At 62.9% G+C, this 11,681-nt stretch carries 11 protein-coding genes, 1 tRNA gene and 1 pseudogene; 3 read left to right on the top strand and 10 right to left on the bottom strand.

Annotated elements, in window-relative coordinates:
- Window position 1: 1 nt before the first annotated feature.
- Both cra and JN756_RS04675 read left to right on the top strand, forming a co-directional pair.
- Window positions 2-997, top strand: a complete 996-nt coding sequence (cra, locus tag JN756_RS04680) for a catabolite repressor/activator (RefSeq protein WP_017845458.1) — start codon at window positions 2-4, stop codon at window positions 995-997.
- A gap of 2 nt (window positions 998-999) precedes the next feature.
- Window positions 1,000-1,776, top strand: coding sequence for a TatD family hydrolase (locus JN756_RS04675; protein ID WP_017845459.1), 777 nt, complete (start codon window positions 1,000-1,002; stop codon window positions 1,774-1,776).
- Here JN756_RS04675 and JN756_RS04670 read toward each other — a convergent pair.
- The 6 genes and pseudogenes from JN756_RS04670 to JN756_RS04650 form a co-directional block, all read right to left on the bottom strand.
- Window positions 1,723-2,151 (bottom strand): hypothetical protein, encoded by a 429-nt coding sequence (locus JN756_RS04670; RefSeq protein WP_017845460.1) that lies wholly within the window; start codon window positions 2,149-2,151, stop codon window positions 1,723-1,725. The two genes, JN756_RS04675 and JN756_RS04670, sit on opposite strands and share 54 nt — an antisense overlap.
- 126 nt (window positions 2,152-2,277) lie before the next feature.
- Window positions 2,278-2,982, bottom strand: coding sequence for a methyl-accepting chemotaxis protein (locus tag JN756_RS32325; protein ID WP_370737529.1), 705 nt, complete (start codon window positions 2,980-2,982; stop codon window positions 2,278-2,280).
- Window positions 2,983-3,135: 153 nt separating this feature from the next.
- Window positions 3,136-3,339, bottom strand: a pseudogene (locus tag JN756_RS32320) (HAMP domain-containing protein); the annotation flags it as partial.
- Window positions 3,340-4,471: 1,132 nt separating this feature from the next.
- Entirely contained in the window at window positions 4,472-5,308 is an 837-nt protein-coding gene (gene ampE / locus JN756_RS04660) for a regulatory signaling modulator protein AmpE (protein ID WP_046384724.1), read from the bottom strand.
- On the bottom strand, window positions 5,305-5,868 hold the full coding sequence (gene ampD / locus JN756_RS04655) for a 1,6-anhydro-N-acetylmuramyl-L-alanine amidase AmpD (protein WP_017845463.1): 564 nt from the start codon (window positions 5,866-5,868) through the stop codon (window positions 5,305-5,307). The genes ampE and ampD overlap by 4 nt, the downstream gene beginning before the upstream one ends.
- Window positions 5,869-5,929: 61 nt before the next feature.
- A complete protein-coding gene (locus JN756_RS04650; protein ID WP_201021892.1) occupies window positions 5,930-8,080 on the bottom strand; it encodes a DUF1631 domain-containing protein in 2,151 nt (716 codons plus the stop codon).
- A 242-nt stretch (window positions 8,081-8,322) separates the two neighbouring features.
- Between JN756_RS04650 and nadC the strand changes: the two genes are divergently transcribed.
- Window positions 8,323-9,171: a carboxylating nicotinate-nucleotide diphosphorylase gene (gene nadC, locus JN756_RS04645; RefSeq protein WP_046384727.1), complete on the top strand. Its 849-nt coding sequence runs from the start codon at window positions 8,323-8,325 to the stop codon at window positions 9,169-9,171.
- 43 nt (window positions 9,172-9,214) lie between these two features.
- On the opposite strand, the gene JN756_RS04640 is transcribed toward nadC, so the two are convergent.
- From JN756_RS04640 to JN756_RS04625, 4 genes are all read right to left on the bottom strand, one after another.
- Window positions 9,215-9,520, bottom strand: a complete 306-nt coding sequence (locus tag JN756_RS04640; RefSeq protein ID WP_017845466.1) for a DUF6388 family protein — start codon at window positions 9,518-9,520, stop codon at window positions 9,215-9,217.
- Window positions 9,521-9,653: 133 nt separating this feature from the next.
- Window positions 9,654-9,729: transfer RNA gene (locus JN756_RS04635), tRNA-Thr, on the bottom strand.
- Window positions 9,730-9,768: 39 nt separating this feature from the next.
- Window positions 9,769-11,178, bottom strand: coding sequence for an O-antigen ligase family protein (locus JN756_RS04630; protein ID WP_201021891.1), 1,410 nt, complete (start codon window positions 11,176-11,178; stop codon window positions 9,769-9,771).
- A 35-nt stretch (window positions 11,179-11,213) separates the two neighbouring features.
- Window positions 11,214-11,627: a pilin gene (locus JN756_RS04625; protein WP_017845468.1), complete on the bottom strand. Its 414-nt coding sequence runs from the start codon at window positions 11,625-11,627 to the stop codon at window positions 11,214-11,216.
- Window positions 11,628-11,681: the final 54 nt, after the last annotated feature.

Here is an 11,681-nt window from a genome sequence, read left to right as displayed (position 1 = left end):
TTTGAAACTCAGTGATATCGCCCGTCTCGCCGGTGTGTCCGTGACCACCGCCAGCTATGTCATCAATGGCAAAGCCGAACAACAACGCATCAGCAGCGCAACCGTCGAGCGCGTGCGTGCGGTGGTCCAAGCCCATGGTTTCACGCCCAACCCCCAGGCTGCGGGACTGCGCAGCCGGCATACGCGCACCTTGGGTTTCATCCTGCCAGACCTGGAAAACCCCAGTTACGCACGAATTGCCAAGTTGTTGGAACAGGGCGCGCGCGCGCGAGGCTATCAATTGCTGATCGCCAGCTCCGACGATGACGCCGACAGCGAGCGCCAGTTGCTGCAACTGTTCCGCGCCCGACGCTGCGACGCGCTGTTCGTTGCCAGCTGCCTGCCGGCCAGCGACGACAGTTATCGCGAGCTGCAAGCCAAGGGTTTGCCGGTCATCGCCATCGACCGGGAGATGGATCCCGCGCAGTTCTGCTCGGTGGTCAGCGACGACCGCCAGGCCTGCCAGCAACTGACCAGCAGCCTGTTGCAACCGCTGCCCAAGCAGATCGCGCTGATCGGCGCGCGGCCCGAGCTGAGCATCAGCCAGGCGCGCGCCGCCGGTTTCCGTGAAGCGCTGCAAGGGTTCGGCGGTGAAGTGATCGTTGAACACGGCGAAGCGTTCAGCCGTGACTGCGGCCGGCAACTGATGGAGCAATTGCTGCAGCGCCTGGGGCATTTGCCTGACGCGCTGGTGACCACGTCCTACGTGCTGCTGCAAGGCGTGTTCGACGCACTGCATGACTTCCCGCTCAAGACGCGGCCGCTGCGCCTGGGCACCTTCGGTGATACCCAACTGCTGGATTTCCTGCCACTGCCGGTGAATGCCATGGCCCAGCAACATCAACTGATCGCCGACACCGCGCTGCGCCTGGCCCTGGCTGCGATTGAAGAACAACAGTATCAACCCGGCGTAAACGCCATCGGCCGCACCTTCAAGCAGCGCATTCACGAGGTTTGAGCGTGGAGCTGATCGACACCCACACCCACCTGGACTTCCCGGACTTCGACAGCGATCGCCGGCAAGTCCTCGCGCACAGCCGCCAACTCGGCGTACAGCGCATGGTGGTGTTGGGGGTGTATCAGCAAAATTGGCAACGACTGTGGGATCTGGTGCAAGACGATGAAGGTTTGTTCGCAGCCTTCGGCCTGCACCCGGTGTACCTCGACGAGCATCGCCCCGCCGACCTGACGGCCCTGGGCGACTGGCTGACCCGCCTGCGGGGCCATCGGCAATTGTGCGCGGTGGGTGAGATCGGCCTGGATTACTTCCTCGAACACCTCGACCGTGAACGCCAGCAACATCTGTTCGAAGCCCAACTCAAGATGGCCGTGGATTTCCAACTGCCGGCCCTGCTGCATGTGCGCCGCAGCCATGCCGCCGTGATCGCCACCCTCAAGCGCATCCGCCTGCCACGGGGCGGCATCATCCACGCCTTCGCCGGCAGCCGCGAAGAGGCGCGCGAGTACATCAAGCTGGGGTTCAAACTGGGCCTGGGCGGCGCGGCCACCTGGCCACAGGCGCTGCGCATGCACAAAGTACTCGCGCAACTGCCCTTGGAAGCCGTGGTACTGGAAACCGATGCACCGGACATGGCCCCCGCCATGCACCCCGGCCAGCGCAACAGCCCGGAACACCTGCCCGAGATCTGCGCCGCGTTGGCCGAGCGCATGGGCCTGAGCCCGTTATCGCTGGCGCAGGCGAGCACACGCAACGCGTGCGAGCTGTTCAATTGGTAGCGGGCTGACGGCCTGCAGGTCCAGGGTCATGCGTTGCCGATGGCGGGCAAAACGCAGCACCAGGCAGTGGATCAGCACCGTCACCAGTGAAAGGTTGAGCTGCTCGATCACACTGAGTAACCCCACCCACTCCGCCACCAGTGCCACCAGCAAGGTCACGCAGGTCAGGATGATCATGCTCGGGCGAACCAGCGCCCACTGGTCCAGCGCACGAAATTGACGCTGCTGTTTGCGACACCGCAACTGCAGGCCCGACTGGCAATACACGCACTCGAACGGCTCGTCGATGGCAATCGCGTTCAACTGCCAAGGCTTGAGTTCAAACGTCATGTCGCATCGGGCACAGCGCCCTCTGATACCGAATGCAGCGATCATCGCCGTGCCTCCTTGGGACTGTGACCAGGTGAAACAAATTTTCACCTATTCACGCCGCCAGAAAAGATACGTCGCAAAATTAAGACAAACACCACAACCACAAAGGACAAATCCTACTAACAGACCCTACACCCGAAATGCGCCGATCAGTTGCTTCAGCTCGATCACCTGCTGCGACAACTGCCGGCTGGCCGCTTCGGTCTGGTACGCACCGTCGGCCGCATGCTCTCCGGCGCGGTTGATTTCGACGATGTTGCGGTCGATGTCGTGGGCGACCGCGGTTTGCTGCTCGACGGCGGCGGCAATCTGCTGGTTCTGATCCACGATCATGCCGACGGCGCCGAGAATATTTTCCAGGGCCTGCTGGACCTTTTCCGACTGGCCCACGGTGCCTTCAGCCATGGCATGGCTGGTGCCCATGGCCTTGACCGCCGCGCCGACACCGCTGTGCAAGCGGCTGATCATCTGCTCGATCTCTTCAGTGGAGTGCTGGGTGCGCCGGGCCAGGGTCCGCACTTCATCAGCCACCACCGCAAAGCCGCGGCCCTGCTCCCCGGCGCGGGCCGCTTCGATCGCGGCGTTGAGCGCCAGCAGGTTGGTTTGCTCGGCGATGCTCTTGATCACTTCCAGCACGCTGCTGATGGATTGGCTGTCGGTGGCCAATTGATTGATCACGCGTACCGACTCATCGATCTCCGATGCCAACCGCGCAATGCTGCCTTGCTGGGACTGCACCAGGCCACGGCCGCTGACGGTTTCATCGTTGACGCTATGGGCGCTGCTCACCGCCGCCGCCGCGCTGCGTGCCACTTCCTGGGCGGTGGAGGACATCTGGTTCATGGCCGTCGCCACCTGTTCGATCTGGCTGCGCTGCCCGGAGACCGCCTGGTTACTGCGGGCCGAGATCGCCTCGACCTGGCCGGCCTGCAACTCAACCTGGCTGACGGTGTGCCCGACGCGCTCGATCAGGTCGTGGATCTTGGCCACGGTGCCATTGAACACTTGGCCCAGTTCGCCCAACTCGTCGCGGCTGCGGGCGACAAACGTGACGGTCATATCGCCCGCCGCCACCTTGTCCATCATCGCCCCCAAGCGCCGCAACGTGGTACGCGTCGAGGCATAGAAACCGGCGTACAGATAAAAGATCAGCAAAAACACCGCCGCCAGGGCCGACACCAGTACGACCATGTGCGTGCGGTTTTGCGTCAGCCGTTGCTCCAACTGCTGTCCGAGGAAACCCAGGGTGGCCTCATTGAGTTGGTAGGTCTGGGCCATCAGTTGACTCACGTCGTCGTAAAAGCCCTGCCACGGTGCGTCGAGGGTTTCGGCCATCACCACCTGCTCTTCAAACAGTTCACTGCCTTGCTTGAGGCTCGCGTTGCTGGCCTTGGCCAGGCTGTCGAGCGCTGTGTGGGCGGCTTTGCTGGAGCCCAGGGCGTCCTGCAGCTTCAAGCCGTATTCGGCCTGGAGTTTTTCCAACTGCTGCAACAGCTCGTCGAAGCGCGTGCTGGAGGAGGAGTTGAGAAAACCCTGGCCGAGGGAGTACGCGCCCATTGCCCGCCCTTCGCCCAACGTCTGGGTGACTTGCGGCGTGACGCCGGTGATCAGTTCGCTGAGCTGGCGCAGATCACTCTGGGGGTCGCGGCTCAAGCCGGATTGGCTGGCGATGATCTGGCTGAGCATCTGCGCCTTGTTCAGCAGTTTGCCGATCAGCGCACTTTTGCTCTGTAGCGATGACTCCTGTTGCTGGGCCTTGAAGGCGCCGACCAGCTCGTCGCGCTTGGCGTCGAAGACGGCGACTTGCTCGGGGTCGGTGGCCATCGCGCTCAGGCCTTGCAGGCGCGCCAGCACACTCTGTTCCAGGGTGTTGATCGTGCCCTCCAGATCGCCCGCCTTGCCGGATTGGCCGAGGGTCGCGTTGATCTGCACCTGGTTGTTGAGGGTTTCCAGGTCACGGCGCAAGGCCAGGCTGCTGCCGAGCAAATCCAGGCTTTGCAGTTCGATGCGGGTGCCCTGGAATTCACGCCAGGAATCGCGCACCAGGAAATAGTTGGTCGCCAGCATCGGCAACAGGAACAACACGCTGATCAAACTGAACTTCATGCCGAAGCTCAGGCGGTTCATCAGCGCGACGGCGGGATAGAGCAAGCTCTTCACAGGTGAACTCCCTTCCTATTATTTTTATTTGAGGCGCAGGGCGGCGGCAGATAGCCACTATTTGGCGCTCTACTTGTATAGCTCAAATCGCAAGGGAGTTTTGTAACGTAAAGTTAACGCGCTGTGGGAGCAGGCTTGCTCCCACAGGGATTGAGCGTGACCGCTAGGGCAACACGGTCCAGATGGCGAAACCGGCATACCACAGCACCGCCGCGCGCAGCAGCAGTTCCCACAGGCGATCCAGACTGTTGATGCCGTCGGCCCCCACCACCGGCGGCGGGATTTCGGCGGCCACCAGGCCGACTTTGTTCACCAGTTGCGCGGCACTGATGTCCCAGCTCAACAGCTCGTGGAGCATCACTCGGCTGACCGCGACAAAGTTGCCCACCAAGGCGAAACTCGCCGCCAGCAAGCGCACCGGCAACCAGTCAAAGGCATGCCGCAGTTGCGCGGCACGCTCGGCCACCAGAGGGTTCTGACTGTGTTCGCTGGCCAGCGCCAGCAGGCGATAGGCCAGGGCTGCGACCGGGCCCAACAGGAAATACCAGAAGATCACCGCAAAGAAGCTCTGATAGGCCTGCCACAGGAGATACCCCTGGACACGTTCCAGCAACTGCTCGCCACTGTCGGCAGCGACCTTCAGGTCACGCTCGGCCACATGCTCGGCGGCCTGCAGGTCGCCGCGCCGCCAGGCATCGCGGAACGGGCCAAGCCCCGCCAGCAGATCACCGCGCCCCAGGCTGTAGATCAGCACCAGCAAATGCACCGGCAGCGCCAACAGGCCGTAGGCCACCGGTTCCAGCACCAGCAGCAACAACGCCAGCACGGCCACCGGCAGCAACACCAGCAGCGCCAGAATCAACCAGGGCTGTTCGCCCAGGCGCGGGCTCGATTCCAATCTGGCCAGTTCGCGCAGCCATCTGCCGTCGCGCTGCAACTTTTGGCGCAAGGCCGAGAATTTCTCGATCCAGACCGCCAGCACCAACACCAGGAAACTCATTGTGCGTGTCCTCCATCCTGCAGGGCGCTGCGAAAGCGCATCCAATCAAAAGCGGGCCCGGGATCGGTCTTGCGCCCCGGGGCGATATCGCTGTGACCACAAATGCGCTGACGGGTGATGCCCGGGTAAGTCGCCAGCAACTGACGTGTCAGGTCGATCAGTGACGCATATTGGGCATCGGTAAACGGCAGGTCATCCGTACCTTCCAACTCGATCCCCAGGGAAAAGTCATTGCACGTTTCGCGCCCCTCGAAGCTGGAAACCCCGGCATGCCAGGCGCGGTCGAGGCAGGACACAAACTGCGTCACCCCTCCGTCGCGTTCAATCAGAAAATGCGCTGACACGCGTAGGTCGGCAATCCCTGCAAAGTAAGGATGTTCCGTGACATCCAAGCGATTCTGGAAAAATTCCTGCACCTTGCCGGTGGCGAACTGCGCCGGCGGCAGGCTGATGTTATGCACCACCAACAGCGAGACTTCACCTGCGGGGCGCTCGTTGAAGTTGGGCGAAGGGCAATGACGAACACCCTGGCACCAACCGCTGGCGGGGTCCAACTGCATACAGGTTCCTTGAACGTGACTAAGTCTGACCAGTATGCCGCGTTCAGCCCTATGGTTGCGATCACTTGCCGCGATTGAGTTGACGCAAGTTACCCGCCACCGTCGCCAGCGCACGCTCGAACAGCAGGGCTTCGTCCAGGATACGCAACGCACCACGCTTGAACGCCAGGGCCAGTTGGCCGGCGCTGCGCTCGAGTACCTTGAGCCCGGCGCGGTTGACGAAAACATAGCGATCGGCCGGTGCCATGATCGCGTTCAGTTTGCCGCGCAGAGCGGTTTCCTCGGGTTCCAGGAACTCCAGCCAAACGCCGACGCGCAATTGGCGCACCTTGAGCAGGTCGGGATCATCCGCGGCCAGGTCCTGCGCGGCATCGGGCAGGCCAGGGTCGAACACGAAGGGCTCCTGCACCTCGATCAACCTCTCGCCGCCCTCGAACGCCTGAACATGCAAGGCCTGCAGCCGAACAAAGAACTCACGGGTGCTGAAAGGGTCGAACCCCGCGCCGCTCATCCCGTCGCGCAAGGCCTTGAGCAACGCCGGCAACTGCTCCAGCAGATGCCGCCCGGCCTCGGTGTCGTCGTGCAGGCTAACGCTCCAGATCAACTCGTCCAGGGTGCGCAGCCCCGCCTGCCATTGCACCGATTGCTCACCGTGCTTGAGGCTGGCCAGCAACAGCACCTGGCTCCAGGCCTGTTGCACAAACTGCACCACCGAGCGCGGCAGGACCTTGCCCAGCAAACGCCGGTTCAGCACGTCGGCCACGCGCTGTCGGGCCGCCTCGTTACGCAGGCGCGCTTCCTCGGTATCGCGGGTGTGCTGTTCGAGCAATGCACTGTGCCGGCGCTCGTCAGCGGTAAACGCGCAGAACTCCGACAGCAGTTCGGAAAAAATCGCCGGGTCTTCGGCAAAATCATTCAGCAACCGCTGCACCACCTGCTCGATGCGCAGGTACAGGCTGTCACGCGGGTTACCCTCAGCCGGGCTCCAACCGATGGCGGCACTGGCGATTTCGTTGAGCAGCCGCCGCGCCGGATGGCCGGCGCGGCTGAAAAGGCTCTTGTCCAGCACCGCCAGTTTGAGCATCGGGATCTGCAACCGGGAGATCAAGGCTTTGAAGGCGTCCGGGACGGCGTGGTCATTGAGGATGAATTCGAACAACAGCGCGACCAGGTTGATTACGTCTTCGTCGGCCTCTTCCACGACCCGGGATTTGCCGCTCTTGACGCTGACTCGGGTCAGCAGTTGCTTCAACTGGTTGCGCAGGTCGAAGTCGTCCTCGACATCCGGCTCCGGCACGTATTGCTGCAAATGGGACAACAGCCGCAGCAGGTCGCGGGTGGCAATGGGCTGGGGCTCGGCGCTGGCTTCCAGGGTCGGCGCGACACTGCCGCGCACGGCGCCCAGCAGCGCTCGCAAGGTAGAAAAGGCGTGCTCGCCATTTTCGTCGACTGGCTGGTCGGCGCTTGGCAACCGGGCTTCACGCGTGTGCTTGCACGGTACGCGCCCGCCGGAACGACGGGCCGGCACCGCCTTGAGTTCAGGCAGCACGCCGGTGGCGACCAGCAACTGATTGGCCTCACCGTACAGGTGGTCGGCGTCGCTGAGCACGTACTTTTCAAAGAGCTTGAGCATGACCAGCTTGACGCGAATTTCCACGCCCAGGCTGCGCCCCGCGCGCAGGAAAAACTCGCACAGCAGCGCCGGCCCCAGGGGGTTCTCGCAGTCATCCATGGACCTGTCGAGCAAGGCGCCTAGGCGAGTGGTCAGTTGCCCCAGGGCGAGGCCGTCGCGATGCTGCACCCGCCCGAGCATTGCCTCCAGCGCCAGGGCTTTTTCCAGGTCGTCCCTGAGGATGCCGGGCACCTTGTCGTAGGACACCACCGGCACCAACTGCCGTTCACCGCGCCCTGCCCCGCCCAGGTTGGCGAAGGCCTCGAACAGTTGCCCCATGAACACGCGCTCGAAATTCTTGCGCTTGAGACGCAGGTCGCGCATGGCTTCAAAGAAAATATGGTGGTCGACGTTGTTAAGGGCCTTGTCGGCCATTTCGAACAGGGTGTCGTCGGCGTTATCGAACAGCTCCTGCAAACCTTGCTGCAGTTGCTGCGCAGCCTTGTCGCGAACCTGCAGCAACACCACCGGTAGGCGCGCGAGCGGCGATGGCGTGGTCTGTGCCTTATTGATCGGCACCACCTTTCCGTCGTTGTGCATCCAGGCCTCCTGAAACGGCGGTGTGGGTAGGGCAAAGTCGGGGCAGGCCCAGTTGGGCACTGCGAATATCCGGTTACCACCAGGACGTCAAAGCTATGACGCCAATTGCAAGGCGCGAGATTATCTTGCAAATGGGGGTCGTTGCGCCAGCGAACTCTGTCATAGCGCTGTAAATGAGCACGCCACTGGGTTCAAACGCGCACAGCCCCTATAATCGGCGCACTTTGTTTGTGGAGCCTGTTATGCCGAATCTCCGTCTTGCCGACCTCACCGCCGAAATCGAAGCCAACGTGCGCCGCGCACTGCGCGAAGACATCGGCAGCGGCGACATCACCGCGCAATTGATCCCGGCCGAACGGCTGGCCAAGGCCACGATCATCACCCGCGATGCGGCCGTTATCGCTGGCACAGCCTGGGTGGACGCGGTGTTCCGCCAACTGGACCCGCGGGTCGCGGTGCATTGGCTGGTGGCCGACGGTGAACGCGTCAGCCCCAACCAGGCACTGTTCCACCTCGAAGGCCCGGCACGTTCGCTGCTCAGCGGCGAACGCAGCGCGCTGAATTTCCTGCAGATGCTCTCCGGCGTCGCCACACGCGCCCAGTACCTGGCGGATAGTGTCGCGAGCACCCAGGTCAAGTTGCTCGACACGCGCAAGACGCTGCCGGGCCTGCGTCTGGCGCAGAAATACGCCGTGACCTGTGGCGGTTGCCACAACCATCGCATCGGTTTGTATGACGCGTTCCTGATCAAGGAAAACCATATCGCCGCCTGTGGCGGTATCGCCCAGGCGATTTCGGCCGCGCACAAGATCGCCCCGGGCAAACCGGTGGAAGTCGAAGTGGAAAGCCTGGACGAATTGCGCGAAGCGTTGGCGGCGGGCGCCGATATCATCATGCTCGACGAACTGAGCCTGGATGACATGCGTGAAGCCGTGCGCCTGAACGGCGGCAAAGCCAAGCTGGAAGCCAGCGGCGGGATCAACGAAAAAACCCTGCTGCCCATCGCTGAAACCGGGGTGGACTACATCTCCATCGGCGCGATGACCAAGGATGTGAAAGCGGTGGACCTGTCGATGCGCCTCAGTATCTGAAGCCCGTTGCAGGAGCCGGGTTGCCGGCTCCTGCAACAGCGGTTCAGACCACCAGGTTATTCATCTCGCAATACTCTTCCCATTCGACACCGAGCACTTCAGCCGCCTCTTGGTGCAAGGCCAGCCGTGCGGCTTCGAACTCGTCCGCTGACGAGGTGTACTTGAGGCTCAGCTCCCATGGCTGGAGGCCCTGGCTCTCGGCCTCGTCCTCGAATGCCCACTGGATCTGGTCGCGCTGATCGTCAGCGCTCAGGTCCTTGATCTCTTCTTTAAGCTGCGGCGATTCCCCGAGGTATTTGTCGAGGGCTGCTTGGTGCCGAACTTCCTGGGTCATTTCAGTCGTGGTCATGTTGTTCTCTTAGATCGAGGAATGGGGATGCATCTGGGTCATCAAGGTTGCGCAGATACAAAAGAGCGGGCATGAATGCCGACTCGCCTGGCCTTCAGAACCATTCTGGGATCATCTGAAAACGGTGTTGCTTTGGTGCCCGAGACAGGAATCGAACCTGCGACCTTCGCGTTACGAGTGCGCTGCTCTACCGGCTGAGCTACACGGGCGGTGGGCTAAAGCTAGCACCGCATCGGGCGTCCGGCAACTCACTGACGTCGCAGGGCAATCACCCCTTGGGCCCAGAAGCGCGGCTGCAGGTGTTGGTTGCCACCTTCAAGATAGTCTTGCTGGGCTTGCTCGATGTGCGGGGCATCACGCATCACGACCCACACCAGCAGGCCAACGGACAGCACCGCCGCCACCCGCCACCCTGCCCAGGCCCACGGCAGCGACGCGCCAGGAGCGGCGCGCCACACGTGCAGCGCCATCAACCAGCCCACCACCAGCGCCAACCAGACCTGCGAGTTGGGCATCACGATGACGCCGTCGACCATTGCTTGCGTGAGCGCGCCCAGCAATGCCGCAAACAGGCACCCGCGCAGCAAGTCCACGCGCTCTGTAGAACAAGCCCGCGTCCGCAACACGCGGAGGGTGGCCCAGCCACCGCGCCACGCCAAGGCAGCCACGCACAAGGCCGAGGGAACGCCCCACTCGCTGGCCCATTGCAGGATTGCCTGGTGCGGGTGCGCGGCGATCGGGTTGGCGATATCCGCGAAATGCATCGGCCCGAACCCCAGCCACGGACGCTCGACGATCATGTGCCAGGCCTGCCACCAGATCGGGCCACGCCCCGACAGCGAAGTGGTGAGGCGATCGCTGACGCCACTGCCGACCTCGACACCCAGCGCACCCGTCAACAGCGTGAACAACGCCGTATACAGCAACAAACCGCCGCACACCGCAGCCAATTGCCAGGCCAACCAGCGTCGCCCCCACGGCCCGAGCAGCGTCAACGCCACCCCGGCCACCGCCATGCCGAGCCAGGTGCCGCGGGTGCCGCCACTGATCGCGATCAACCACCACACACACAGCAACGCAAACACCGCACCGCGCACGGAGCGGGAGACCTTGGGCATCAGCAAGGGCAGCGCCAGCAATGGCAGGGTGAAGGTCTGGAATTGACCGTAGAAGCGCTTGTTGGAAAACCCGGACAGCAACGCGTCCGGATCAAGAACCCGCGCGCCACTGGCGAAGGCGAGCGCGCCGGCATACAGGTATTGGATCGACTTGATCAGGCACAGCAGCACCACCATCAGGATCAGCACGCGGTCCAACGGCTCACCTGCATGACGGCGCAGCAGGGCAACCGCGACGGCGATCGCCCCACAGCTGATGAACAGCGCGACCTCGGTGAAGGCCCAGAGCGGCTGATGGGCCAGTGCCGATGACACCAGGCCCAGCCCAACGATCAGCACCAGGCCCAGGGCCGTCGGCCGGTCCACCAGACGCTCGACGGGAACGACCGTCAACCCATACACCACCGCGCCCAGGCCCATGGCCACCTGCATTGCGCGTTGCCAGTCATGCCCGCTGAACGGTGCGCAGATACCCAGCGCGAGCAAGCACGCTGCAATCACCAGGAACGTCTTGTCGCGCTGCTGCGGGGATAACGACATCGGCCACCTTTACGTCCGTGCGCAGGGTTTGGCAGTCATGCCCCGTCGGCGCCACACCCTTTGGCGGCGTACTTGGCCTCTGCCGTCGTGGCGCATTTCCAGCCGGCGGTGGCGCTGCGCGTCAGGGTAATGGTCTTGCCCAGTACCGGTGCCGGGGCGTCGAGGATTTCGCAACTGATGGAACCGGCGCCGGTGGCGACATCCCCTGCCACATCGATCTTGCAATTGGCGGTCGGGCTGGTGCCACCGATCAATGCCACGGTTGGCACTGTGCCTTGGTTGAATACATCCTCGTAGCCGGCTTTCAACGCGGTGATTTCAGCCAGCCCGGCCGTGAACTTGGCCTTGGCCTGATGCGTGGTGTACATGGGCAAGCCAATGGTGGCCAAAATGCCGATGATTGCCACGACGATCAACAACTCGATCAAAGTAAAACCTTTCTGACGCATCACATTCCTCTCCAGAACAGAACCCATGACAAGGCGCGTCCTGCGCCCCGTATC

It is taken from the genome of Pseudomonas sp. Y39-6, assembly GCF_023651955.1.
Lineage (GTDB): Bacteria > Pseudomonadota > Gammaproteobacteria > Pseudomonadales > Pseudomonadaceae > Aquipseudomonas > Aquipseudomonas veronii.
The sequence above is the reverse complement of the archived record's forward strand: the minus strand, read 5'-3'. Positions and strand labels throughout refer to the sequence as shown.

Bases quoted from the DNA above. Each gene is read 5' to 3' on its own strand.
- JN756_RS04670 (WP_017845460.1), bottom strand. From the start codon at position 2,151: ATGATCGCTGCATTCGGTATCAGAGGGCGCTGTGCCCGATGCGACATG.
- JN756_RS32325 (WP_370737529.1), bottom strand. From the start codon at position 2,982: ATGTCCTCCACCGCCCAGGAAGTGGCACGCAGCGCGGCGGCGGCGGTG.
- ampE (WP_046384724.1), bottom strand. From the start codon at position 5,308: ATGAGTTTCCTGGTGTTGGTGCTGGCGGTCTGGATCGAGAAATTCTCG.
- ampD (WP_017845463.1), bottom strand. From the start codon at position 5,868: ATGCAGTTGGACCCCGCCAGCGGTTGGTGCCAGGGTGTTCGTCATTGC.
- JN756_RS04650 (WP_201021892.1), bottom strand. From the start codon at position 8,080: ATGCACAACGACGGAAAGGTGGTGCCGATCAATAAGGCACAGACCACG.
- nadC (WP_046384727.1), top strand. From the start codon at position 8,323: ATGCCGAATCTCCGTCTTGCCGACCTCACCGCCGAAATCGAAGCCAAC.
- JN756_RS04640 (WP_017845466.1), bottom strand. From the start codon at position 9,520: ATGACCACGACTGAAATGACCCAGGAAGTTCGGCACCAAGCAGCCCTC.
- JN756_RS04630 (WP_201021891.1), bottom strand. From the start codon at position 11,178: ATGTCGTTATCCCCGCAGCAGCGCGACAAGACGTTCCTGGTGATTGCA.
- JN756_RS04625 (WP_017845468.1), bottom strand. From the start codon at position 11,627: ATGCGTCAGAAAGGTTTTACTTTGATCGAGTTGTTGATCGTCGTGGCA.